We start from the raw sequence: 22,465 nt of genomic DNA, 5'->3' as shown, positions 1-22,465 counted from the left end.
TCAGACGATGGCGCTGTAGGCGTTCAGGGCGGGCTGACCGCCGAGGTGGGCGTACAGGACGGTCGAGTCCTTGCTGATCTCACCCCGGCTGACCAGGTCGATCAGGCCGGCCATCGACTTGCCCTCGTACACCGGGTCGGTGATCATGCCTTCGGTCCGGGCGGCGACCCGCATCGCGTCGAGCGTGGCCTCGTCGGGGATGCCGTAGATGCCGCCGTGGTAACGGTCGTCGAGCAGGATCTCGTCGTCGCGCAGGTCGCGGTCGACACCGATGAGGGCGGCCGTGGCGCGCGCGATCCGGGAGACCTGGTCGTGGGTCTCCACCGGCTTCGCCGAGCCGTCGATGCCCAGGACGCGGCGCGGCCGGTGATCGCCGAGCGCGGCAAAACCGGCGATCATCCCGGCCTGGGTGCTGCCGGTCACCGAGCACACCACCACCGTGTCGAAGAAGACGCCGAGCTGCGCCTCCTGCTCCGCGACCTCCCGGGCCCAGTTCGCAAACCCGAGTCCGCCGAGGCGGTGATCGGAGGCGCCGGCCGGGATCGCGTACGGCTTTCCGCCGCCCGCCTCGACCTCGGCGATCGCGGCGTCCCAGCTCTCCTTGAAGCCGATGCCGAACCCGGCCTTGACCAGGCGCACGTCCGCACCGGCAAGCCGGCTGAGCAGGATGTTGCCGACCTTGTCGTAGACGCTGTCCGGCCAGTCGACCCAGCTCTCCTGGATCAAGACACACTTCCTGCCCGCGTACGCCGCGACCGCCGCAACCTGCCGCGTGTGGTTCGACTGCACGCCACCGATCGAGACGAGCGTGTCGCACCCCTGCGCGATGGCGTCGGCGACCAGATATTCGAGTTTCCGCGTCTTGTTCCCGCCGTACGCGATGCCCGAGTTGCAGTCCTCGCGTTTCGCCCAGACCGCCGCACCGCCGAGGTGGCGGGTCAGCCGGTCGAGCCGGTGGACGGGCGACGGCCCGAACAGCAGCGAATACCGGTCGAAGTCGTCCAGTGCCATGCCAGCTCCTCAGTCGGTTCCGCGCCCCATGCTGCCAGCACTTTCTGTGCTCCGTCACCGTGATCGCGCAGTCGGGAACCTTCGACCAGTTCTGAAAGTGCAGTCAGGAGGAGAAGTCAGCGAGCATCCCGGTGTAGGCCTTCGGCAGCGGTGGTGCGTATTCGTTGCGGGTCGAGGTGCGTAGACCCAGGGTGATCAGCGACTGCACGAACACCGTTGCCGCCGCTACTCCGTCGACGACGGGGACGCCGAGCTGCGCCGATACCTTTCCGCAGAGGTCGGCCATGCCCGCGCAGCCGAGGACGATGACGTCGGAGTCGTCGCGGTCGAGGGCGGCCCGGCCGACGGCCACCACCCGGTCGACCACGTCCGGGTCCTTGTCGAGTTCGAGCACCGGGATGTCGCAGGCGTGGACGCCCCGGCAGGTCTGCCCGGCGCCGTATCGGGCGGCGAGGTCCCAGGCACGTCCCCGGGTGCGGTCGAGCGTGGTGACCACGCTGAAGCCGCGGCCGAGCATGGCCGCCGCGTGCATGGCGGCTTCGGCGATGCCGACGACCGGGCCGGCGGCGAGTTCGCGGGCGGCGTCCAGACCGGGGTCGCCGAAGCAGGCGAGGACGTAACCGTCGACGCCGGCCCGCTCCCCCTCGGCGATCTCCGCGAGAGTGCCGGGAACGCTCAGCGCCTCGTCGTAGTGGCTCTCGATCGATGCTGGTCCCATGGCGGGGTTGACCGCGTCGAGGCGGGTGCCCGGGCCGGCGACGGCCCGGGCACTCTCCTCGATCTTCCTGGTCATCTCCGCGGTGGTGTTGGGATTGATGACCCGGATGTGCATCGTTACGCGACCTCGTCGAGGATCCGGCTGCGCTCCTGCACGCGCATCCGCGGGGCCAGGCCGAGGTAGACCACAAAGCCGAGCGCCATGCCGATGAACCAGCTGTACTGCGCCGTGGTGTGCATGCCCGGACCGCCGGTCCAGAGCACCGGCACCATGGCGACCACCGCGCCGACGGCCGTGGCGATGATGGCCGGCGGGTTGTAACCCTTGGTGTACCAGTAGCGCCCCTCGGGCGACATGGTGAACATGTCGTCGACCGAGACCTTCTGCTTGCGCACGATGTAGAAGTCGGCGATCAGGACACCGAACAGCGGGCCGATGAAGGCGCCGAGCGTCTCCAGCGTGTAGTGGATGACATCGGGGTTGTTGTAGAGGTTCCACGGCGTGATCAGCACCGAACCGACCGCGGCGATCATGCCGCCGGCACGCCAGCTGATCCGCTGCGGGCTCACGTTGGAGAAGTCGAACGCCGGCGAGATGAAGTTCGCGACGATGTTGATGCCGATGGTGGCGATCGTGAATGTCAGCGCACCGAGCACGATGGCAAAGGTGCTGTCGATGCGGGCGACCGTCGCCACCGGGTCGGTGATCAGCTCGCCGAAGACCGGGATGGTCAGCGACGCGGTCACCACGACCAGGATCGAGAACGCGAGGAAGTTCAACGGGAGACCGAGCAGGTTGCCGGTCTTCACCGCCTTGAACGACTTGCCGTACCGCGAGAAGTCACCGAAGTTGAGCATCGGCCCGGAGAAGTACGAGACGACCAGCGCGATCGCCCCGAGCATGACCGGGATGGCGCTGGCACCGCTGTACTTGACCTCGCCCAGGCTGAGGTTGATGTTGCCCCAACCGGCCTTCCAGATCAGGTACCCGGTCAGCACGATCATGACGACGTAGACGGCCGGGCCGCAGAAGTCGATGAACTTGCGGATCGTCTCCATGCCGGTCCAGAACACCGCCGCCTGCAGGACCCAGAGGATCGCGTACGTGCACCAGCCGAGCAGCGGCAGTCCGAGGAAGCCGTACTGGTTGACGTCCGCGTAGGGCATCAGGTCGGGGAACAGCTTCAGGACGACCACGTCGAGGGCGGCCGAGGCGAGGTAGGTCTGGATGCCGTACCAGGCGACGGCGATCAGCCCGCGGATGATCGCGGGCACGTTCGCCCCGAGCACCCCGAACGCCGATCGGTTGATCACCGGATAGGGCACACCGGTCAGCTGGCTGGGCTTCGCGACGAGGTTGCAGAAGAAGTAGACGATCGTGATGCCGACGAGCAGCGAGACGAGCACCTGCCAGCTGGAGAGGCCGAGCGCGAACAGGCTGCCCGCGGTGACGTACCCGCCGACGCTGTGCACGTCCGACATCCAGAAGGCGAAGATGTTGTAGGAGCCCCAGGTCTGCTTGCGCAGCGGGGCGAGGTCCTCGTTGGTGAGGCGGGGGTCGTATCCGGGCTTGATCTCCCCCGAGCCGACGGGCATGCCGGCTGCTTCGATGAGATCGGAGTTTTTGGCGACAGTGGTATCGGACATGCCCACTCCTGGGGTCGAGCGGCTTCGTTGCGCTCACGCTAGGAATGGGCTGTTTCGGCAAGATGAGCGGAGAGATATATCTATTCAGCTATCTCTCAGGCAGGCTCGGCTTCTCAGCCAGGCTCGGCTTCTCAGGCAGGCTCCGCGAACAGCCCGGTGTCCTGTGGCAGGCGGGCGATGAGGGTCTGGAGACGTTGGTGGTGGTCGCCGCACACACCGATCAGCGCCTCGGCGTCGCGAGCCGTGAACGCCGCCAGCATGCCCGCGTGATCACGGTGCAGCAGCTCGCGTTCGGCGGCGTCCAGGTGTGACATGGGCTGCAGCGGTTCGGTCATGTTCCAGGCCGTGCTGAGCATGTGCAGCAGCCGTCGCATCCGGCACGGCTCGATGAGAGCCAGGTGGAAGCGCCGGCTTTCGCGATGATGAGCGCGTCCGTCGCCGGCGCGGATCGCCGCCTCGAGGGCAGCGTGCGCGGCCCGTGCCTGCTCGTCGTCGCTGTTGCCCGCCAGCTCGACGGCGACCCGCAGCGCCGCCGTCTCCAGCGCCTCGCGCACCAGATAGATCTCCCCGAACTCCGCCACGGTCATCTTCGCGACGCGATATCCGGTCCGGGCCCGGTGATCGACCAGCCCTTCACCGATCAGGGTCATCAAGGCTTCGCGGACGGGGATGCGGCTCACTCCGAACGAGGCGGCGACCCCGTCGACCGGGATGGGGGAACCGGGTGGCACCTCGCCGTCGAGGATGCAGCGGCGCAGCTCGTCGAGGATCTCGCTCTGCGAACTGCCCTGCGGCTTGTTCACCAACCGTGAGAGCAGCACCGATCGGACGCGCGGGTGGGGCATGGCCTCTCCCTCCCCTCAGCCGAGGACGTGAGAGCTGACCATATTCCCGTCGCGTTATCGCCGTGTTGCGCATCAGCGATCAGAACGCCTGATGAACAGCCAGGTGGCCACCAGATAGGCGATCACGAGGAGCCCGCCGAACCACGCGACGGCCGTCCAGGTCGCCGCCACGTCGGGCCGCCCGGCCATGAATCCCCGCAGCGCCTCGATGACCGGCGTCAACGGCTGATGCCCAGCAAAGCCACGCAGCGCCGCCGGCATCGTCTCGATCGGCACGAACGCGCTGCTCAGGTAGGGCAGGAAGAGAATGACAAAGCTGAACGAGGAGGCACTCTCCACCGACCCGGCCACCAGTCCGAAGCAGACGGACAGCCAGGACATCGCGGTGATGTAGAGCGTCAGGACCACCAGCGCGAGCAACCAGTCGCCGGGACCGGCGCCGGGCCGGAAGCCGATCGCGAACGACACCGCCAGCACCAGCAGCGTCGAGAACAGGTTGCGCAGCACGCTTGCGGTGACATGGCCGACCAGCACGGCCGAGCGCAGGATCGGCAGCGACCGGAAGCGGTCCATCGCTCCCGTCGTCATGTCCTGTGCGACGGGCACGGCGGTCCCGGCCGCACCGTAGCCCGCGCACAACAGCACGATGCCGGGCACCACGTACGTCAGGTAGCCGCCCTCACGGGAGATCGCGCCGCCGAACACGTACACAAAAAGGAGCAACATGATCAGCGGCAGGAGGACACCGATGAGGAGGGTGTCCAGGGCCCGGCGGGTGTGCAGCAGGCTGCGCCCGATGAGGATGGAGGCGTCGGTGAGCACGGCTCACCCTCCCGTCACGGTGAGGAAGACGTCGTCGAGCGTGGGGCGGTGCACGGCAACCGTGTCGACCGGGATGTCGTGGGTGTGCAGGAGGTTGAGCAGCTCGCGAACCTCCGCCGCGCTGCCGCTCGTCCCCACGGTCACCGTGCCGCGGGTGGCATCGGAGGTCGCTCCGGACCCGAGCACGGTGGCGGCGCGGCCGAGCTGCCCGGCGGGCAGATGCAGCTCGACGCGTTCACCGGCGAGCTGGGCCTTCAGCCGCCGCGGTGTGCCGTCCGCGATGATCGCGCCCCGGTCGAGGAAGGCGACCCGATCGGCGAGCTGGTCGGCCTCCTCCAGATATTGCGTGGTGAGGAAGACGGTCACACCCTCGGCGGCGAGCGCGCGGACGGCTGCCCAGGTCGTCTGGCGGCTGCGGGGGTCGAGACCCGTGGTCGGCTCGTCCAGGAAGAGCACCTCGGGGCGGCGGACGAGACTCATCGCCAGGTCGAGACGCCGCCGCATGCCACCCGAGTAGGTCTTGGCCAGACGACCACCGGCGTCGGTCAGATCGAACTGCTCGAGCAGCTCGTGAGCGCGTCGCCGGGCGCCGGCGCGGCCCAGGCGGCGCAACCGGCCGAGCATCACGAGGTTTTCCACTCCGGTGAGCAGCTCGTCGACCGCGGCGAACTGCCCGGTCAGGGTGATCGCCCGGGCCACCCCGCGCGGATCGCGGAGCACGTCGTGACCGGCGACCGTGGCGGTGCCGGCGTCGGGACGGGTCAGCGTGGTGAGGATGCGCACCAGCGTCGTCTTGCCGGCGCCGTTGGGCCCGAGCAGGGCGAACACGCTGCCGGGCGCCACTTGCAGGTCGATGCCGCGCAGGACGGTCACGCCGCCGTACGCCTTGGAGAGACCTTCGGTCCGGACGCCCATTGCCACCCCCGTTATTGTGTATGGCGTATAGCTGTGTTTAGGTTATACACAGTTCTAGGATGGGGGTCAATGGACATCTCCCACCTGCCGCCCTCGCTCCAGGTCCTGTGGACCAGCAAGCAGCACCACCGGCGCGGGCCACGACCGGCGTTGACCCTCGACGCGGTGGTCGGCGCGGCCATCGACATCGCCGACGCCGACGGCCTCGGCGCCGTGTCGATGAGCCGTGTGGCGGAACGGCTCGGCTTCACGCCGATGTCGCTGTACCGCTACGTGAAGAGCAAGGACGAGTTGCTGCTGCTCATGGCCGACGCCGCCAACGAGGCGCCGCCGTCACCGCCGGCGACGGACGACTGGCGGGAGGCGATCGAGCAGTGGGCGCGGCTGGTCTTCGCGACGTTCCGGCGACACCCGTGGCTGCTCCAGGTGCCCGTGAACGGCCCACCGGCAGGCCCGTCACAGCTCAGGTGGATGGAGGCCGGGCTGCAGAACCTCGCGGGCACCGGCCTGCACGAGGGACGCAAGCTGCAGATCATCCAGCTGCTGCACGGTTACGTCCGCGGCGAGGCGCAGCTCAGCAACGACCTCGCCCACCCGGACCCGGCGGAGTCGACAGCCGGTCAGTACGGCGCGATCATCCGGACGGTGACAGCGCCCGAGACCCACCCGGCGCTGACCCGGATGCTCAGCAGCGGACTGCTGGACGGCCCGACCGAATACGACGAGGACATCGATTTCGGCTTCGGACTGGGGACCATCCTCGACGGCGTGGCACTGCTCGTCGATCGGGAGGGATTTCACGGCTGACACAGACGACCGTCGCCTGCACTGCACAGGCGACGGGCGAACTGCTGTTGAGGCTAAGGGAATTGCATGCGGCGGGGGCGCGGGATGACCGGGGGCGGGAGGGGCAGATCGTCGAGATGACTCCAGTTGAGCGAGCCGTTGTCCGTCGACTTGATCTCGCCGAGGCAGGCGCGGAGCAGACCCAGGTTGGGTGCTCCGGCAAACCCGGCGATCACGACCTCGGGCCGTGGGCTGATCGTCGCGATGGCGGCGCAGATCTTCGCGACCTCACGCTCGTCGACGGCGTCGAGCGGGAGCGGAGCCTCGGCCTGCGAACGACGCCACGGCGGACCGAAGCGGCGCAGCAGCTCGCGGGCGAGACGACCGAAGGATCGGCCGACCTCAGCATCCTTCATGGACATGCCGGCCGACTGGCCGTAACACCACGGCACCACAACGTGGCCGTTGATGACGACAAGTTGGTAGACCGACTTGGGGACACTGATGATCTCGGCTCCGGGCAGAGTGCCGAGAAACAGGACCAACTCCTCGTACGGCAAGGGCCATCGCGGGTTGGCGAGCACTCGTTCGGTGGTCGTCGTCGCAGTGGGGTGAGCGTTGACCTCGCGGTCGATCGCGGTGCTCAACGCTTCGGGAACTCGGGTCCAGAGCTCAGCGGCAACCTTGTCGCCGAACTGTTCGACCACCCACTCACTAGGACCGACCAGAACGTCTGGGCGCATTCGGTACCACCACCGTCCGTGTCGCTGGCGCTACGTCTGGCTAGAAGAGTTCCACTCACGGAGATCGACAGGAAGACAATTCTCCCGCGATCTCAAAAACATCCGTGAATGAAACCGTCAGGACGGTCAAACCGTTGCCGCGACAGTGGAGCAGCAGGTCCGCGACCCGCGAAACATGCAACTTGCACGGCGAACCGCCCTGCAAGTTGCATGCTGGATCGCGGATCAGTCCTCTATTTGACAGTAAAGCCCTCCCATATTTCGAGCTGGTGACTGTCCTGCGAACAGCAACCGACAGTGATCGAGGTCTCGCTGCGGCGTCAGGCGGTTGGTAAGGTGCCCGGCTGTGATCAACCGGCCCCGCATCGACCGCTGGGTCGCGGTCTTCGGGGTGTTGGCTCTGCTCTGCGGTGGACTCCTCGCCGCCACCATCAGCCGCAGCCGATCCGCCGCGGCGCGCGTCGACAACGCCGAAACCACGATCCGGGCGGCCCTCGACCGCCAGGGCGCCGCCTTGCTGCGCGGCGACAGGACCGGATGGCTCAGCAGCATCGACCCGTCACTGTCCAAAGAATGGGACCGCCTGTACGCGAACCTCCGCGGTTTGCAGGTGTCCGGCTGGCTCCCCCGCACCCGCCACGTCGAGGAAGGTGCGGTGTGGCAGGCCGAAGTCCAGATCCGCATCTGCTTCGCCGCACCGATCTGCCCCCGTACGCCCGAGACGTACGTTCCGACGGGTGATGTGATCTCCGCCCGTACGAGATGGACCGTGACCGGAGACCGTGCGGTCCTGACCGGGTTTGCGCAGTTCGACACCACCGGCTCGGTGCCGTGGAAAACCGAGGCGCTCGCATTCGCGACCGGCAAACGGGTCGTGGTCGCAGCACCGAAAGGCCTGGCGGGCACGACGCCGGCCGAGTGGCTACCGGCGGCGGAACGCGCGGCCCAAGTCGCCGACCGCTACGCCCTGACGGACCCGAAACCCGGCCGCTACTTCGTGTTCCTGGCCGGCGAAGGCGAATGGAACCAGACGGTCGGAACCGACCGCGACGCGGCCGCCTTCGTCGACAGAACCAGCGAGGCGAGCGCGTTCGCCGTGGTCGACGCCTCAGGCTTCGGCGCGGACTTCGGCGACGAAAACCTCCTCCGCCACGAACTCGGCCACATCGCCACCCTCCTCGGCACCCTCGACCACCACGACGACTGGGCGGTCGAAGGCCTCGCCGAACACATCGCGTACGCCGACCGCCCGGCGTCGTCCTACGAGCTGCTCCCCGACGCCCGGTGGCACGTCGAACAGACCGGCTGGGACGGTCGCCTGGACCTCGAGTGGTCCGACGAGCCGCGGGACCGCTACGGGTTCTACGCGATGGGATTCCTGGCGGTGCGCTGCATCGCCGACACCTACGGCGAGCGGAGACTGCTGAACTTCTTCACCCGGGTGGTCCGCCGCAGCGAAACTCCCTCGCAGGCTGCGCCGGAGGCTTTGAACACCCCGTGGGAGGCAGTCGAAAGCACCTGCCACCCCAAGATCAAAGCCTGGCTCGCCGCCTCACCACCATGAACGCGACCAGCCCAGCCAGAACCAGAACCCCCGCACCAGCGAGCAGAGCAACCGGAATGCCGGAGTCTTCACTGTGCGAACCGGAACGAGGCACGGTCCGCGGCTTGGAAGCTGCCGCCGACGCAACCGGCTGCGGCTTCATCTTGCCTGCCGCATCGAGCGCAGCAATCAGGTCCAGCTCACCGTTGCCATAGGCATCGTCGCGACCAGCGGGACCCTTGTCGACGGCGGTTGATTCGAGAGCTTCGACGACTTGGGCGGCGGACAGCTCGGGATACTCGGACCTGATCAGCGCGGCCGCCCCGGACACGATCGCCGCGGAAACACTGGTGCCTTCCACCTGGTCGTATTCGTCATCGGGGAAGCCGTTGGCCACCGTTACATCCGCGCCAGGAGCCACGAGATCCAGGTGCGGGCCCTGGTGGGAGAAGGACGCGACTTTGCCGTTCCGGTCCGAAGCGCCCACCGCGATGACCTCGGGATAGGCGGCCGGGTACTCGTAGTCCTCGGTCTCCGACTCCTCGTCGTTGCCGGAGCCGGCGACCAGGACAACGTCAGCATCGGCCGCCCGCCGGATCGCTGCTGCCAGCCCGTCACCCTCGAGGACAAGGAAGGACATGTTGATGACCTTCGCACCGTGCTCGACGGACCAGTCGAGGGACTTGATCACTGCCAAGGACCCCAGCGCTGGGGCGGTAGGGAGAATCTTCGCCTCCGGTGCGATTCCGAGCACGCCCTTGCCACCGGAACGGCCTCGGCCGGCGATGACACCCGCCATCCCCGTCCCATGACCATCGGGATCCTGGCGGGCATCTCCCTTTCCAAGAGCGTCGTAGCCGGGCATAACGGCATTCTTCAGATCCGGGTGACCTGCCCATACTCCGCTGTCGATCACACCAACGGTGACGCCGGCGCCCCTCGTGACCTGGTGCGCTTGCGCGATCTTCAAGTCAGCGAGATACCACTGCCCATTCCGAACCTGATCGGCATGGGCGGGCGGCGGCCACACCGCGATGGTGATGAGAAACGCCATCGTCGCGGCGGCAGCACGTCGTCCGGCCTCGAGTAACCTCACTCATGCCACCCGATGACACCGGGACCTGGATCGTGGCGGTGGACTTTGCGGGAAGGCTCGATGACCGGAGCGACCCCCTCGGCTGTCGCCCACGGGTTGTCGGGATCAAAAGTCATCCCGCCCTCCTGATCTTCATCGGGCCTCCTTGCACCGGTTGCAGGCAACATCGGCGAAGAATTCGAGCGCCGGCCGGTGGCAGCACCGCCTCGCGCAGGCTGTCCTGACGGGGGCGGAAGCCAGGAGGGAGTTGCAGGTTTGGTAGCTGATGCACCGCCGCCGCGCACCGCGCCCGCCCCACCGCGCTGCGGCCCGACCCCGAACGGGCTGAAGCCGCCTCGGGCGGACCCGGCCGAACCTCCGGCGAAGCCGCCGCCTATCCCACCACCGATGACCAGGCCCTGGCCAGGCTGGCTGGCGGGTAGGCCGCCCGGCGCTGACGGCTGAATCGGCGCCACCGGGGAGCCCGAAGTCACAGGTGGTGTGATCACTCCGGCCAGACCTGGTCCGGCCGGAGGAGGTGCCGGCTGGTCGGTGGACCCGAATCCGTTGCCAGGTGCGTCGGGCCCGGCGAAGCCTGGAAGCGTTGGTGGCGGGTTGTGAGGCACCTGGAAGTCGGCCACCCCGGTGCCACCTCGGCTGACTCCACTTCCGCGGCCACCTTCGGTCTCATCCGACCCTCCGACCGGCCTGTCGACGAACTTGCGCGGTGCGAACTCATAGACCTCAGGCGGGGTGATCGCGTTTTCCGGCTTGGCGATAACTTGTTCGGCCTGGCGCATCCGAGCACGCGCCTGGCCGTCCAGTTCTTCCTCGGCGTTGTCCCACCATCCTGGAACCCAGTCGTCACTCTTCTCCAAGTAGGACTGGTACAGCGGGGCGATGTCCTTCTTGGCCTGCTGCAGCTCTCCTAGAACACGTCCCAGCGCAGCTGCGTTCTTGTCCGCGGTCTTGCGATCCTCCTCCATGTTGAGAAGGACGTAATCAATCATGCGAACGAACGCGGCGGCGGCTTTGCTGTCGCCTGGCGGCCAGGCGTCGATCAGCTTCTGTTTTGAGGCTTCGAGGCGGGATTTCTGGTCGTGGATCAGTCCGGCCATCGAGCTGAGTGCGGCCACCTGCTGCCACGACTCCGGGTTGTCCTCGTTGGCGACCATCGCCCAGATGCGGGGGGTGTTGTAAGCGGGCCACGGTGTCATGCCGCCCGGTGTGAAGAAGCCGTCGCTCATGACGCCTCCCCGGCGGTCGGGCTGTCGGGGAAGCGGGTCGCGCGGGCTCGCTGCGTTGCCGTGGTGAGCATGTAGTTGATGTTGTGGATGCTGCGTTCCGAGCTGTCGTCCACCGCCCGGTAGTCGCGGGCCGCCTGCTCGGCTGCCTCGGCGAGGATCTTCGCGGCTTCGACGAAGCGGGTCAGGTTGGTCAGGGAGTTCGTCAGGGTCTCGGCGTATTTCTCTTTCAGGGCAAGCACCTCGACGCTGGCGTTATTGGTGCCGAAGGTGACGCCGGCGGAGAAGGCTTGGCGGGAGCGGTCTATGTCCTGGGGGTCGATTTCCTGGGCGTAGAAACCCACGTCTCCGGCGAACTTCGACAGTCCGCCGGTTTCCACGTTGATCGATCCGTCGCTCATGGTTCCTCCCGCTTCGGCACCCGTCAGCAGGGTATCGAAGTGGGTCACCGTGTGTCGTCCCGCGCTTACCGGTCAGGGGCGGGACTGGCTGAGGTGGGCGAGCATCGACTGGTTGGCTTCCCAGCCGTCCGGGAATTTGACCGGGACTCCGAGGTGGACCGGTTCGGTTGACGGGTGGGCGTCGAGCAGTTCCGCGATGCCGGCCCGGGCGACCACCACGCAGGCGTGCCGGTGGCGGGAGGTCAGGACGCACAGCCGGCCGGATTCGAGGTGGAAGGCGGTGGCGTCGCGGCGGCCGGACAGGGGGTGGAGGACGACGGTGAGGTCGTACTCGCGGCCTTGGAGGCGGTTGGCGGTGTCGACCGTGATGTCTTTGGCGTGGTCCGGGAGGAAGGCGCGGATGGCGGCGACCTGGTCGCGGTGGGCGGCGCCGATGGCGATCCGGTCGGCGGTCAGGGGTGCCTCGCCCGCTTCGGAGACGGCGACTGCGCCGCGGGACAGTGCTCGGGCTGCGATGAGGGCGCAGGCTGCGGCGGCTTCGGCGTCCGTGCGGACTGTGAAGCGGGCCGGGAGTTCGTGGAGGCCCCAGCCCGTCGCCGCGGCCACGTCGAGGACGGCGTCGAGGTCCGAGGTTGCCGACGAGGTGAAGGCGAGACTGCGGTCGGCCGGCCCCGTACCGGATCGGAAGCCTGTGAAGGGGTAGAAGGCGGCCGCGACCACCGGTGCCGCGGAGGCCGGGAGGCGCCAGGAGACGGGCAGGCGGTGGACCGGGAGTTGGGGGTTGTGGCGGAGCAGGACGGCGACGGCGCTCTGCATCGGGTCCCAGGAGAGGCCGGTCCAGCGGTCGACCTCGACCGTCGAGAACGGGTCGAGCTGGCCGGGGTCGCCGACGAAGAGTGCCCGGTCGAAGCGGGGGGCGACGCGCAGCAGGGCGTCGGAGCGCATCTGGTACGCCTCGTCGACGATCGCCCACGGCCAGGTGCCCTCGGTGACGGTGGCCCACTTCGCGGCGGTGCCGATCGTCACGGGCGGGCCGCCGAGCTCGGCCACCTTGGCGCCGACGCGGCAGGACGGGTGGGAGCGGACGCGGTCGGTGGCCGCGTAGTCGACGGCGGAGAGGCGGCCCACGGACAGGGTCGGTGAGGCCACGCCGAGGCGGGCGATGAGGTCGTCGACCTGTTCGTTGGTCTGCGCGACGATCATCAGGGACTCGCCGGTGGCTGCGAGGACACCGGCGGCCCGGACGACCAGGGTGCTCTTGCCGGCGCCGGGCGGGGAGTCGACCACCACGCCGCGGTGCTCGGTGGTGGCCAGGTCGCGCAGCACCGCGTCGACGACGCGGGTGGCGGCGCTGCCGGGGGTCTCGAGAGACAGGGTCACCGGGGCACCGTATCCCGTCACGGCGGAGTCCAGGATCTTCACCAGGGGTGAGTAAACCCGTCCACATTGTTACTCGTCGGATATCTGACGCTACTTTGAGTGAATGACCGATGGTGTCTACCGGCCGATTCTGCGGCCCCGTCGCGGCGAACTGGCCGCCCTGCACCACCTCGACGCGGACCTGGCCCAGCGGGTGATGCCGATCATCGAGCTCGCCCCGGACGACCGGTTGCCGCAGCTGGTGCGCCAGATGCCGCCCCGGACCGGCGCGATCGCGGTCGACCTGGGTGCCATCGCCGACCCCGCCGACACGTTGTCCTCGCCACCACTCGACCTCGCCGAAGAGTTGGCCGACGTCGGTGTGGCGATGCTGCCGGTGCTGCGGGCGTACGACAGTCGTCGCCGGCTGGTGGAGCACGGCCTGGCCGCTCGCATGCACCTGATGCGGGCTGTGCTGCGGCTTCAGCCGCATCTCGACGCACGGAACGCGACCGCCGCGACCAAGCTGACCGACCGGATGCTCGCGGGTGCGGGCCTGGAGGCCGAGCGGGTCGACCTGGTGATCGACCTGGCCGAGACCGCCTGCGCCGCCCACGCGGACCGCTTCGAGGAGCGGGCCCGCAACGTCCTGCGCTGGGCGCGCGCCGAGGACTGGCGGTCGGTCACGGTCGCAGCCGGCGCGATGCCGCCGAACCTCGACGACCTCCCGACCGACGAGCCGGTCGCCGTCGGCCGGCTCGACGCCCAGGTCTGGGCCCGGCTGTCCGAGCCCGGCGTCGGTTATGCGGATTACGGCGTCACCTCACCGGTACGCCGTCACGGCATCAACCACCGCCAGCTGCCGACCCTGCGCTACACCGCCGAGCACGACTGGTGGATCTACCGCTGGGCACGGCGCGGCGGGCGCAGCGACGATCGGTGTCACGACCTGTGCCGCACCCTCGTCGACTCGCCACAGTGGCCCTCGACCGGCGCGCGCTTCTCCTGGGGTGACGCCCAGATCGCCCGTCAGTCGCGCAGTGCACGCGGGGGTGGCAGTCCGGCGAGCTGGATCGCCTGGAGCACGTCGCACCACATCGCGCACGTGCTCCGGACGATCGCGCCTAGCTGATGTTCCAGGAGGCGATGATGTCGATCAGGGGGTACTGGAAGACGATGTCGCCCTTGGTGTCCGGGACGTCGAAGACGATGGTGCTGCGGTAGGTGCGGCCGGCGGACAGACGGCGGACGAACGAGCCGTAGCCCTTCTCGCAGGCGCTGCCACCGACCGAGGGCAGCCACGAGCCGTCGGCCTGCTGGACGCGGAAGTCGTACTCGCTGACGTCCGGTTCTCCCTGGAGCACCTTCACGGTCAACTCGGCGGGCAGGTAGCCGCCCAGTTCGGGCTTGACGGCGTACGGGCTGCAGGCCGACCGGCGGAGCTTCTTGGCCTTGACGGTGACCTCGAACTTCGCGTCACCCTCGCCGACGACCAGGAACTTCTCGCCGTTCTTCAGGCGTTCCGGTCCGAAGCGGGCACGCAGCGGACCGGACGGCTCGATCGGCGCGGGGGTGCGACCCCTCGCCGATCCCCCGGCCGGCACCGGAACCGCGGGCGCGGATCCGCGCGCAGTGGGCGCCGTGGTCGTCGCGGTCTGGCCGTAGACCTGGACCGCCAGGTAGAACACCGCGACCGTGCCGGCCAGCAGCAGCGCAAGACCGCCCGCAAAATACGCCGTGATCAGCTTTTTCGACAGCTTGCCCCGGGGACGCCGCCCGATCAGGACGGGCTTGACCGGCGCGGCGGAAAAAGGCGCGGGGCCAAAGGGCGGGGCCGAAGAAGGCGGGGCGGAAGAAGGCGGGGCGGAAAACGGGGCGGCGGGCATGGTGTCGTCGTCCGGCACCGAATTGTCGAGACTCTCGATCGGCGGCACGTCCGGAGGCACAGGATCGCCGTGCGGCTCCTTCGTCACGGGGGTGGTTCTCCTCGGGCAAACAGGGGACAGCGGGGAAAGTGAGCGCAGCATAATCGGGACCGGCCAGGTCCGCGGACCCCGCTCAGCGCAGTCGCCAGCTGCCGAGCGGCTCGCCACCGTACGGCGTGTAACCGAGCAGCCGGACCGAGGTGGCCGCGAACCCGATCCGTACCGAGGCGGAGGGTGCCGAGCAGAAAGCCGACCCGGGCACCCGCTCACCCTCCGCGGTGGTCAGCGTGAAGGCGGACGGTACGACCGGAGCTGCCCCCGAAACAGTGACGTCCACCACGACAGTCGCCGTGCTCACCGGCGCACATCTGCCGGTGCCGACCTCGACGCCGTCGAGGCGTACGCGGGCCGGGCCGCCGCCCCCGGTCAGCAGCAGGTCGGCGCCGATCGTGAGGTCCTGGGTCACGGGTTCGCGGGCCCGCAGCAGCGTCTGCCCGTCCGTGCTGGGCGGTCGCGCCGACCCGGACGGCCGCAGGAGGAACCCGGCTCCCGCGGCGAGCAGGCCCAGCAGCAGCACGGCGCCGAGGACTGCACGGGCGCCGGGCAGCACGGCCGGGGGCGGCCTCTGCTCGGCGTCCCAGTCCCACATGGCCCGGCAGCATAGGGCACGGCGAAGGGCTGCGGGAGCCGCGTTTTCTTCGTACACTTGTGCCAATGCTGCTCGAATCCGCGCTTGCGTACGCCCGGCACGGGATCCCCGTCCTGCCGGTGCACACGCCTGCGGCCGACGGCTCGTGCTCGTGCGGACGCCCGGATTGTGCACGCCCGGGGAAACATCCACGGCTGCGCCACGGCCTGACCGAGGCGAGCACCGACCCGCGCCGGATCGAGCTGTGGTGGGAGAGGTGGCCCGACGCCAACGTCGGTCTGCGCACCGGCATCGTCATGGATGTGGCCGACGTCGACTCCCCCGGCGGGTGGCACGGCCTGCGGCAGCTGCTCGGCGGGGCGGTGCCACCAGGTCCGCAGGTCCGCACGGGTGGTGGCGGCTGGCACTTCTGGTTCGCCCCGCTCGGGCACGGCAACAGGGTGCATCTGCTGCCCGGGCTCGACTGGCGTGGCACGGGTGGTTATGTGATCGCGCCACCGTCGCGGCACGCGCACGGCACCTCTTACTACTGGGTGGTCCGGCCCGGTGATCCTCCCGCTGCGCCGGCCCTGCTGCGCAATCTGATCGCGGGCCCGGATGCACCCTCCGTGACAGCGGGACCGGTCAGCCCGGCGGTCATAGTCCACCCCGATCGTTATGCGGCTGTGGCCCTGGAGGCCGAGACGGCCCGGGTGGCGCACGCACCCGTGGGCGCCCGCAACGACACTCTCAACCGGGCGGCGTTCGCTCTCGGCCGGCTCGTCGGGTCGGGCCTGCTGGACGCGGCGACGGTCACCCGCGAGCTCACCGCGGCCGCCCGCTGGGCCGGGCTCGGCCGCACCGAGACCATCCGCACGATCCGCTCGGGTCTGAGCGCCGGCGAGCGCCAGCCGCTGGACCCCGGCCGCCGCAACGTGGCGTGAGGTGATCCGTCCGGGGTAAGCAGCGTGGCGTGATCCGGCCGGGAAGACCAGGATGGACGGTATGACCGAGCACAGCGAGCCCAAGCCGTACGACGTGGAGCAGCCCGTGGCCGCGGGCCGCGACGAGGTGTGGGACGCCGTGACTCAGCCGCCTGTGCTGCGGCAATGGTTCGGCTGGGACCACGACGGTCTCGACCACGAGATTCAACAGATCTTCGTCGACGAGGCGACGCTGACATCACCCGAGCGAATGGGCTGGCCCGACAGTTCCTTCCTGGAGGTGACGGGCGACGACGACCGCAGCACGGTCCGGGCTGTGCGCATCGGCGATCCGGCCGCCGACCCCGTGGCGTTCGATGCCATGGAGGAGGGGTGGCGTGTTTTTCTCGCGCAGTTGCGCTTCCTGCTGGAGGAGCGGCCGGAGGGCCTGCGCCGCACGGTTCACCTGACCGGGTCGGCGAGGGGTCGCGGAGTGCTGGCGCTGGCCGATGGTGAGGCACTGCCGCTCGGCACCAGGACAGCGCAGGTCATGACCGCCGACGGGCAGCTGGTGCTGGTTTCCGGGCACGAGCCTCTCGACAGTCCCGAGGCCGGTCGCATCGAGGTTGTCGTCTCGACCTTCGGGCTGGGGGACGACGCGTTCGCCGAGGTCCGGGACGACTGGACCCAGCGCTGGGCTGCTCTGGCGCGGGAGGCCGTGGTCACCGTCGCCTGATCTCCCTGCTGCCGACCCGCCCGGAGGCGGGTAACCTGGCTCTTCGGTCTGCCGGGGGGCAACTGTTGTTGGAGGGGGCATGGCGGAAGACGCCGAGGCGGTTGCCGGGGGGAAAGCGGGCAGTCTCGCCGATCCCGCACGTCTGCAGTCCCTCCAGCGCGTCTGCGTGGGCGCCGAGCCCGACGCTGCCTTCGACCGCTTCGCGAGCCTGGTCAAGCGGCTGCTGGACGTGCCGGTGGCGCTGGTCTCCCTGGTCGACGACGAGCGGCAGTTCTTCCCGGGTCAGGTCGGCCTGGCCGAGCCGTGGAGCGGCAAGCGCGAGACACCCCTGACCCACTCGTTCTGCCAGTACGTCGTGGTCGAGGGTGTGCCGAAGGTCTTCCCCGACGCCCGGATCTACGCCCAGGTGCGTGACAACCTCGCCATCCCCGAGCTGGGTGTCGTGGCGTACGCCGGCATGCCGTTGACCGACGCCGACGGCCGGACACTCGGCTCGCTGTGCGCGATCGACACCAAGCCGCGCGCCTGGACCCGCGCCGAGCTGGAGACGCTGAACGACCTGGCCGAGGCCTGCTCGTCCGAGCTGCGGCTCCGGATCGAGCGGGAGCTGGCCGAGGAGGCCCGCCGGCACGCGGAGAACGCGCACGACCAGCTGGCGATGCTGGCGGAGCTGACGGAGACGCTCGCCACGACCATCGACATCGACGAGGCGCTGAGCAGCCTCGGTTCGGCCGTCACACCGCGGCTCGCCGACTGGTGCCTGATCTCGCTGGTCGACCCCGACGGTTCGGTGCGGCAGGTCTCCGCCGCGCACCACGATCCCGCGCGGGCGGAGGACGTCACCCGGTTCGCCGAGCTGATGACCACCGGTCTGGGCGCCAAGTCGATCGTGCTGGCCGTGCAGCGCACCGGCATGGCCATCCGCCGCGACGGTGAGACACCCGCGAACATCCTCGACCGCACCTCGAACCCGGAGATGGCCGACCTCGCGGCCCGCCTCGGGTACGCGTCGTTCGTGGTCGCGCCGATCACCGCGCCGGTGAATCACCGGGTGCTCGGCTCGATCACGCTGGTCAACGGCCCGTCCCGGCCGCCTTTCGGTGACGCCGACGAGCGCACCGGCACCGACATCGGCCGGCGGGCCGGGCTGGCCCTCGACAACAGCCGCCTCTACCGCCAGCAGCGGCACGTGGCCGAGGTGCTGCAGCAGAGCATGCTGACCGAGCTGCCGACGATCCCGGGTGTCGAGCTGCACGCCCGTTACCTGCCCGCCCAGGACGGTGCGGCCGTCGGCGGCGACTGGTACGACGCGTTCGCCCAGCCGGACGGTTCGGTCATGCTGGCCGTCGGGGACGTCTCCGGGCACGACATCGAGGCCGCGGCCACGATGGGACAGCTCCGCAACCTCGTCCGCGGTGACGCCTACGGCCGTGAGGACGAGCCGGGCCCGCTCCTGACGCAGCTGGACCGTGCGGTGCGCGGCCTGCGGGTTCCCGCTTCGGCGACCGCGATCCTGGCGCGGATGAGCCGCGACGGCGACGACTACACGGTGGCGTTCTCGAATGCCGGCCACCCACCGCCGCTGCTGCTGCTCCCGGACGGCACGGTCGAGATCTGGTGGGTCCGGCCGGAGCCGTTGCTGGGTCTGGCCCTGCGCAACGAGCGGTCCACCCATCACCGCCGGGTGCCGGCCGGGTCGACGCTCGTGCTCTACACGGACGGCCTGGTGGAGACGCCGGGGCGGATGCTCGACGACGGCATCGCCACGATCGAGGCGGCCCTGCACGGCAACGCCGCCCTGCCCGGTGAGGAGTTGTGTGCGCGTCTGCTCGACGCCGCCGCCCGCCGTGCGGACGACATCGCGCTACTGCTGATCCGCGTCGGCTGACACAGCACTGTTCTCCGGGCTGCGTTGATCCGGCACCGGCGGGCCGCCGTGCGTCCACGGGGTCTGGTCCGGCTCCGGGAAAGCCCCACCCGGCCGGTACGCCTCGCTCAGCGTGGTGAACAGCAGCCGCTCCCCCGCCTCGGGCACGCTGCCGGGCTCGGCGATCAGCTTGCGGCCCATCCCGCCGGAGAGCTCCAGCAGCACCTCGGTCTTGGTGTCGTCGACCGCGGTCACCGAGATGACCAGGGCTTTCTGACCGGGGCGGACGGGTGAGGTGAGCGTGGCGCCCTTCTCGACGCGTACGGGCTCGGAGGTGACGACCATGATGCGCGGGCGCAGCACCGGGCGTTTGCCGCTGTCGTCGATCCGGTCGGCCTTGGCCAGGGTCACGTCGCCGACGAAGGCTGCACCGGTCAGGCGGTATTCGGCCATCACGAGCGGGTCGTCGAAGGCGCGCTGGACGGCGTAGCGGGTGGCGGCGTTCTCCAGGCGGCTCAGGCGGGCGGCTGCCGCGACCGCGCCGTCGCGCCGGGGCTGGGGCGGGCCACCGTCGGCCAGGTGCTGCACGAAGCCCGAGAAGGTGTCCCGGTCGCTGTCCCAGCGACCGGCCACCCGGGAGCCGGCCGGCAGCTCACGCAGCAGGTCGAGGGTGCGCCACATCAGCTCCCAGGTGGGGAGCAGCTGGGCGCGCAGCACCTCGGTCAGCGCCTCGACGTCCGGATCGGCCGTCGACATCAGCGGCGCGAGCACGTGGTTGTCGAAGGACGGATCGGTGGCGGGTCCGGCCGGTGGCCACACCGCGGGGTTCTCGGCGGCCAGCGCCGCCTCGGCGCCGGTCCGGCCGGGCGGGGGCGAGATCCAGCCCAGCAGGGCCGCGAGCTGGGCGTCCTCCGCGCTGCTCTGCCCGGTCGCCCAGTGCAGACCCAGGGCCTGTACGGCGTTGAGCAGCAGCGACGACCCGGCGACCTCCGCAGTCCCGGCGAAGAACGTCAGCCAGCGGCCGAGCAGGGGCACCGACGGCGGTACCGCGTACTCGCCGTCGATGCTGCGGAAACGGGTCGATCGACCGAACAGCTTGAGGAAGTCGACGCCTCCGGTGTTCGGCACCCACAGCTGCGGTGCGTCGGCCGAGCGGTACCGCACGTCCCGTCCCCGGTCGACGGCCACGGCCTCAGTCAGCTCCGCGAAGCTGTCCACGTACGGCACGAGCACGTCCGCCAGCTCGGCGGCGAAGGCGAAGCGGTGGTCCCGGTTGCGGGGCTGCGCGACGACCAGCAGCCGGGGCTCGTCCGCGTCGCTGCCGACCATCGCCGCCAGGGGCGCGTTCGCCTCACCGGCCATCACCAGCGGGACGAGCACCAGCGGGCGGGAGTGGACGTGCAGGTGGCGTACGGTCGCGGTCCGCTGGGCCCGGCCCTCGACGAACGCCTGTGCACGGGCGAGGGCGGTGAGCGTACTCATAGGATCTCGGCGCGCAGGCGGGCCGCGGCCTGGAGCACCGCGGCGGCCTCGGCCTGTTCCTCGGTCGGGGTGAGGGTGCCGGCGGCGAGCGCGAGCGCGTCGGTGATGGTGTCGACGCCGCCGAGCGCGTCGCGGACCGGCCGGCCGAGGGCCGCGGTGCTGCCGGACGCCTCGTGGCGGCAGTAGACGGACAGTTCACAGGCCGACAGGCATTCGGGCGCGTAGCGGGCCTCGATCCGGCCGAGCGCCGTGATCAGCTCGGCCGGCGGCAGGGCGAGGTCGAAGCTGACGGACTCGGGCAGGGCGGCGGCCAGCGACGACACCGACGCGAGCCGGGTGAGCTGCCGTTTGAGCGTGGAGAGCTGTTTGCGGACGTCGAGCACCACGGCGGTCGGCTGCAGCGAGAAGTTCGAGGTGCAGACGAGCACCACGTCGTGGCTGACCAGGGCGGGGTCGTGGCCCAGCTCCTCCAGCAGGCGGCGCAGGGCGAGCACGTAGACGGCGGCCTGCACGGCGGCGGCGGAGACCTTGGCGCTGTCGGCCTGACCGTCGACGATCGCGAACGACTTGATCTCGACGACGTGCAGCCGCCCCTCGACCTGGAACGCGATCAGGTCCGGTTCGAGGAAGACCCGCTGGCCGGCCACGTCGAGGGTGAGCAGCGGATGGTCGATGAGCGCGGCGCCGGCGGCTTCGGCGGCCAGCAGCTTGCGAGTGCGGCCGTGCCGGGCGGCGAGCGTGTCGTCGGCGTCCTCACCGAGATCGTCGTAGGTCACCCCGGCCGGCTCGAGCTGCAGGCACTCCGCGAGGGCAGCCAGCAGCAGCTCGCAGTTGTCGGCCTTGAGCATGGCCTCGAAGCCGTTGCCCCGGGCCAGGGCGAACCGGGACTGCCCGAAGTTGCCGGGGAAGCCGATCTGCTGCGAGAGCTTCGGCTTGTCGACACCGGCCGCGTCGAGCACCGCCCGGCGCGTGCAGCCGGGGTTGGCGGTGAGGGCGGCGATGGTCCGGGCGTTGTGACGCTTGGGCGGGGTGCCTCCGCGCAGCCGGTCGAGTGCGGCGCTCACCGGCGGCCCCGCTGCTGCGGCACACCGAGCACACCGAAGAGCTGCTGACGCCTCTCCAGGCCGGCCCAGCGGTCGGCGATCCCCGGCGGCAACGGCACACCGGCCGTCTCCGCGAGAGCGGTCCGGGCGGCGTCGGCCAGAGCCACCGGATTGTGCACCGCGTAGGCCTCGGGACCGCCGGGCACGTCCTCGGCGAGCCGGCGCAGCAACGCCGCGGCGGCCGGGCCGGCCGTCTCGCGCATGGCGACAAATTCCGCTGTCCGGACGACCGCGGCGAGGGTGTCGGTCGCCGGCGCGGTGATCCGGCCGGCCACCGGCCAGGTCGAGAGCGTGATCAGGCCGCGGGCCGCCGTCAGGTCCGGCTGCAGGGCCGGGCAGATCGTGTACGCGGCCTGAGCGTCCCCGGCGAACTCCCGCTCCTCGTCGCGCAGCAACGCGGCCAGCGCGGGGATCGACAGGTCGCCGTCGAAAAGGGCGCCGTGGACGTCGACGACCAGCCGTGCGGGCGCGGGCGCACCGATCAGCAGCAGGGCACGACGGGCCTGCTCGCGGGTGCTCGGCAGCGTGCTCAGGCGGATCATGGGGCCGCTTCCGTGGGGGGATCGTGGCTGATCGACTCTAGATCTTCGTACAGGACGCAGGCAATGTGCGGACGACCCGGCACGTTTCACCCACGGGAGGCGAATAAACCGCGCGTATCGGACAGTGCCCGGACGGCGCGCTACGTTCGGG

At 69.9% G+C, this 22,465-nt stretch carries 22 protein-coding genes; 6 read left to right on the top strand and 16 right to left on the bottom strand.

Annotated elements, in window-relative coordinates:
* The 6 genes from AFR_RS06265 to AFR_RS06240 form a co-directional block, all read right to left on the bottom strand.
* Positions 1–1,011, bottom strand: coding sequence for a 1-aminocyclopropane-1-carboxylate deaminase (locus AFR_RS06265; protein ID WP_023359058.1), 1,011 nt, complete (start codon positions 1,009–1,011; stop codon positions 1–3).
* Between the two features lie 103 nt (positions 1,012–1,114).
* Entirely contained in the window at positions 1,115–1,843 is a 729-nt protein-coding gene (locus AFR_RS06260) for an aspartate/glutamate racemase family protein (protein WP_023359057.1), read from the bottom strand.
* Between the two features lie 2 nt (positions 1,844–1,845).
* A complete protein-coding gene (locus AFR_RS06255; protein ID WP_023359056.1) occupies positions 1,846–3,375 on the bottom strand; it encodes an NCS1 family nucleobase:cation symporter-1 in 1,530 nt (509 codons plus the stop codon).
* 131 nt (positions 3,376–3,506) lie between these two features.
* The gene (locus tag AFR_RS06250) at positions 3,507–4,220 is read right to left on the bottom strand and encodes a GntR family transcriptional regulator (RefSeq protein WP_023359055.1); all 714 of its coding nucleotides are present in this window, start codon (positions 4,218–4,220) and stop codon (positions 3,507–3,509) included.
* 72 nt (positions 4,221–4,292) lie between these two features.
* Positions 4,293–5,042: an ABC transporter permease gene (locus tag AFR_RS06245; protein WP_023359054.1), complete on the bottom strand. Its 750-nt coding sequence runs from the start codon at positions 5,040–5,042 to the stop codon at positions 4,293–4,295.
* 3 nt (positions 5,043–5,045) lie between these two features.
* Entirely contained in the window at positions 5,046–5,957 is a 912-nt protein-coding gene (locus AFR_RS06240; RefSeq protein WP_023359053.1) for a daunorubicin resistance protein DrrA family ABC transporter ATP-binding protein, read from the bottom strand.
* Between the two features lie 69 nt (positions 5,958–6,026).
* On the opposite strand from AFR_RS06240, the gene AFR_RS06235 reads away from it, so the two are divergent.
* Entirely contained in the window at positions 6,027–6,764 is a 738-nt protein-coding gene (locus AFR_RS06235; protein ID WP_023359052.1) for a TetR/AcrR family transcriptional regulator, read from the top strand.
* A 53-nt stretch (positions 6,765–6,817) separates the two neighbouring features.
* Here the strand turns inward: AFR_RS06235 and AFR_RS06230 are convergent, their stop codons facing one another.
* Positions 6,818–7,486: a hypothetical protein gene (locus AFR_RS06230; protein ID WP_041840647.1), complete on the bottom strand. Its 669-nt coding sequence runs from the start codon at positions 7,484–7,486 to the stop codon at positions 6,818–6,820.
* 346 nt (positions 7,487–7,832) lie between these two features.
* Here AFR_RS06230 and AFR_RS06225 point away from each other — a divergent pair, with 346 nt between their 5' ends.
* A complete protein-coding gene (locus tag AFR_RS06225) occupies positions 7,833–9,050 on the top strand; it encodes a hypothetical protein (protein ID WP_023359050.1) in 1,218 nt (405 codons plus the stop codon).
* On the opposite strand, the gene AFR_RS06220 is transcribed toward AFR_RS06225, so the two are convergent.
* Genes AFR_RS06220 through AFR_RS06205 form a run of 4 tightly spaced genes read right to left on the bottom strand, consistent with a single transcriptional unit; the run spans position 9,019 to position 13,129 of the window.
* A complete protein-coding gene (locus tag AFR_RS06220) occupies positions 9,019–10,125 on the bottom strand; it encodes a S8 family serine peptidase (RefSeq protein WP_041840646.1) in 1,107 nt (368 codons plus the stop codon). The genes AFR_RS06225 and AFR_RS06220 overlap by 32 nt on opposite strands.
* Positions 10,122–11,351, bottom strand: a complete 1,230-nt coding sequence (locus tag AFR_RS45875) for a hypothetical protein (protein WP_148307882.1) — start codon at positions 11,349–11,351, stop codon at positions 10,122–10,124. The genes AFR_RS06220 and AFR_RS45875 overlap by 4 nt, the downstream gene beginning before the upstream one ends.
* A complete protein-coding gene (locus AFR_RS06210; RefSeq protein WP_041840645.1) occupies positions 11,348–11,797 on the bottom strand; it encodes a hypothetical protein in 450 nt (149 codons plus the stop codon). Before AFR_RS06210 ends, AFR_RS45875 begins: the two co-directional genes overlap by 4 nt.
* Before the next feature lie 24 nt (positions 11,798–11,821).
* Entirely contained in the window at positions 11,822–13,129 is a 1,308-nt protein-coding gene (locus tag AFR_RS06205) for an AAA family ATPase (protein WP_148307881.1), read from the bottom strand.
* Positions 13,130–13,232: 103 nt separating this feature from the next.
* Here AFR_RS06205 and AFR_RS06200 point away from each other — a divergent pair, with 103 nt between their 5' ends.
* Positions 13,233–14,240, top strand: a complete 1,008-nt coding sequence (locus tag AFR_RS06200) for a beta family protein (RefSeq protein ID WP_023359045.1) — start codon at positions 13,233–13,235, stop codon at positions 14,238–14,240.
* Here AFR_RS06200 and AFR_RS06195 read toward each other — a convergent pair.
* Both AFR_RS06195 and AFR_RS06190 read right to left on the bottom strand, forming a co-directional pair.
* Positions 14,233–15,081, bottom strand: coding sequence for a DUF4352 domain-containing protein (locus AFR_RS06195; RefSeq protein ID WP_023359044.1), 849 nt, complete (start codon positions 15,079–15,081; stop codon positions 14,233–14,235). The two genes, AFR_RS06200 and AFR_RS06195, sit on opposite strands and share 8 nt — an antisense overlap.
* Before the next feature lie 85 nt (positions 15,082–15,166).
* On the bottom strand, positions 15,167–15,682 hold the full coding sequence (locus tag AFR_RS06190) for a hypothetical protein (protein ID WP_023359043.1): 516 nt from the start codon (positions 15,680–15,682) through the stop codon (positions 15,167–15,169).
* A 65-nt stretch (positions 15,683–15,747) separates the two neighbouring features.
* Here AFR_RS06190 and AFR_RS06185 point away from each other — a divergent pair, with 65 nt between their 5' ends.
* From AFR_RS06185 to AFR_RS06175, 3 genes are all read left to right on the top strand, one after another.
* The gene (locus AFR_RS06185; protein ID WP_023359042.1) at positions 15,748–16,605 is read left to right on the top strand and encodes a bifunctional DNA primase/polymerase; all 858 of its coding nucleotides are present in this window, start codon (positions 15,748–15,750) and stop codon (positions 16,603–16,605) included.
* A gap of 61 nt (positions 16,606–16,666) precedes the next feature.
* Positions 16,667–17,320 carry an SRPBCC family protein gene (locus AFR_RS43385; protein ID WP_023359041.1) on the top strand — a complete coding sequence of 218 codons (654 nt, stop codon included), beginning with the start codon at positions 16,667–16,669 and terminating at the stop codon, positions 17,318–17,320.
* A 79-nt stretch (positions 17,321–17,399) separates the two neighbouring features.
* A complete protein-coding gene (locus tag AFR_RS06175; RefSeq protein WP_023359040.1) occupies positions 17,400–19,208 on the top strand; it encodes a SpoIIE family protein phosphatase in 1,809 nt (602 codons plus the stop codon).
* On the opposite strand, the gene AFR_RS06170 is transcribed toward AFR_RS06175, so the two are convergent.
* The 3 genes from AFR_RS06170 to AFR_RS06160 are packed head-to-tail and all read right to left on the bottom strand — an operon-like array spanning position 19,185 to position 22,314.
* A complete protein-coding gene (locus AFR_RS06170; RefSeq protein ID WP_023359039.1) occupies positions 19,185–20,669 on the bottom strand; it encodes a hypothetical protein in 1,485 nt (494 codons plus the stop codon). The two genes, AFR_RS06175 and AFR_RS06170, sit on opposite strands and share 24 nt — an antisense overlap.
* A complete protein-coding gene (locus AFR_RS06165; protein ID WP_023359038.1) occupies positions 20,666–21,733 on the bottom strand; it encodes a hypothetical protein in 1,068 nt (355 codons plus the stop codon). Before AFR_RS06165 ends, AFR_RS06170 begins: the two co-directional genes overlap by 4 nt.
* Entirely contained in the window at positions 21,730–22,314 is a 585-nt protein-coding gene (locus tag AFR_RS06160; RefSeq protein ID WP_023359037.1) for a hypothetical protein, read from the bottom strand. Before AFR_RS06160 ends, AFR_RS06165 begins: the two co-directional genes overlap by 4 nt.
* Positions 22,315–22,465 lie beyond the last annotated feature (151 nt).

The sequence above is a fragment of the Amorphoplanes friuliensis DSM 7358 genome, from assembly GCF_000494755.1.
Lineage (GTDB): Bacteria > Actinomycetota > Actinomycetes > Mycobacteriales > Micromonosporaceae > Actinoplanes > Actinoplanes friuliensis.
This window is presented reverse-complemented; position numbering and strand designations above follow the sequence as displayed.

Excerpts from the sequence above, each read along its gene's own strand:
- AFR_RS06265 (WP_023359058.1), bottom strand. The coding sequence starts at position 1,011 with ATGGCACTGGACGACTTCGACCGGTATTCGCTGCTGTTCGGGCCGTCG.
- AFR_RS06260 (WP_023359057.1), bottom strand. The coding sequence starts at position 1,843 with ATGCACATCCGGGTCATCAATCCCAACACCACCGCGGAGATGACCAGG.
- AFR_RS06255 (WP_023359056.1), bottom strand. The coding sequence starts at position 3,375 with ATGTCCGATACCACTGTCGCCAAAAACTCCGATCTCATCGAAGCAGCC.
- AFR_RS06250 (WP_023359055.1), bottom strand. The coding sequence starts at position 4,220 with ATGCCCCACCCGCGCGTCCGATCGGTGCTGCTCTCACGGTTGGTGAAC.
- AFR_RS06240 (WP_023359053.1), bottom strand. The coding sequence starts at position 5,957 with ATGGGCGTCCGGACCGAAGGTCTCTCCAAGGCGTACGGCGGCGTGACC.
- AFR_RS06235 (WP_023359052.1), top strand. The coding sequence starts at position 6,027 with ATGGACATCTCCCACCTGCCGCCCTCGCTCCAGGTCCTGTGGACCAGC.
- AFR_RS06230 (WP_041840647.1), bottom strand. The coding sequence starts at position 7,486 with ATGCGCCCAGACGTTCTGGTCGGTCCTAGTGAGTGGGTGGTCGAACAG.
- AFR_RS45875 (WP_148307882.1), bottom strand. The coding sequence starts at position 11,351 with ATGAGCGACGGCTTCTTCACACCGGGCGGCATGACACCGTGGCCCGCT.
- AFR_RS06200 (WP_023359045.1), top strand. The coding sequence starts at position 13,233 with ATGACCGATGGTGTCTACCGGCCGATTCTGCGGCCCCGTCGCGGCGAA.
- AFR_RS06190 (WP_023359043.1), bottom strand. The coding sequence starts at position 15,682 with ATGTGGGACTGGGACGCCGAGCAGAGGCCGCCCCCGGCCGTGCTGCCC.
- AFR_RS06185 (WP_023359042.1), top strand. The coding sequence starts at position 15,748 with ATGCTGCTCGAATCCGCGCTTGCGTACGCCCGGCACGGGATCCCCGTC.
- AFR_RS43385 (WP_023359041.1), top strand. The coding sequence starts at position 16,667 with ATGACCGAGCACAGCGAGCCCAAGCCGTACGACGTGGAGCAGCCCGTG.
- AFR_RS06175 (WP_023359040.1), top strand. The coding sequence starts at position 17,400 with ATGGCGGAAGACGCCGAGGCGGTTGCCGGGGGGAAAGCGGGCAGTCTC.
- AFR_RS06170 (WP_023359039.1), bottom strand. The coding sequence starts at position 20,669 with ATGAGTACGCTCACCGCCCTCGCCCGTGCACAGGCGTTCGTCGAGGGC.
- AFR_RS06160 (WP_023359037.1), bottom strand. The coding sequence starts at position 22,314 with ATGATCCGCCTGAGCACGCTGCCGAGCACCCGCGAGCAGGCCCGTCGT.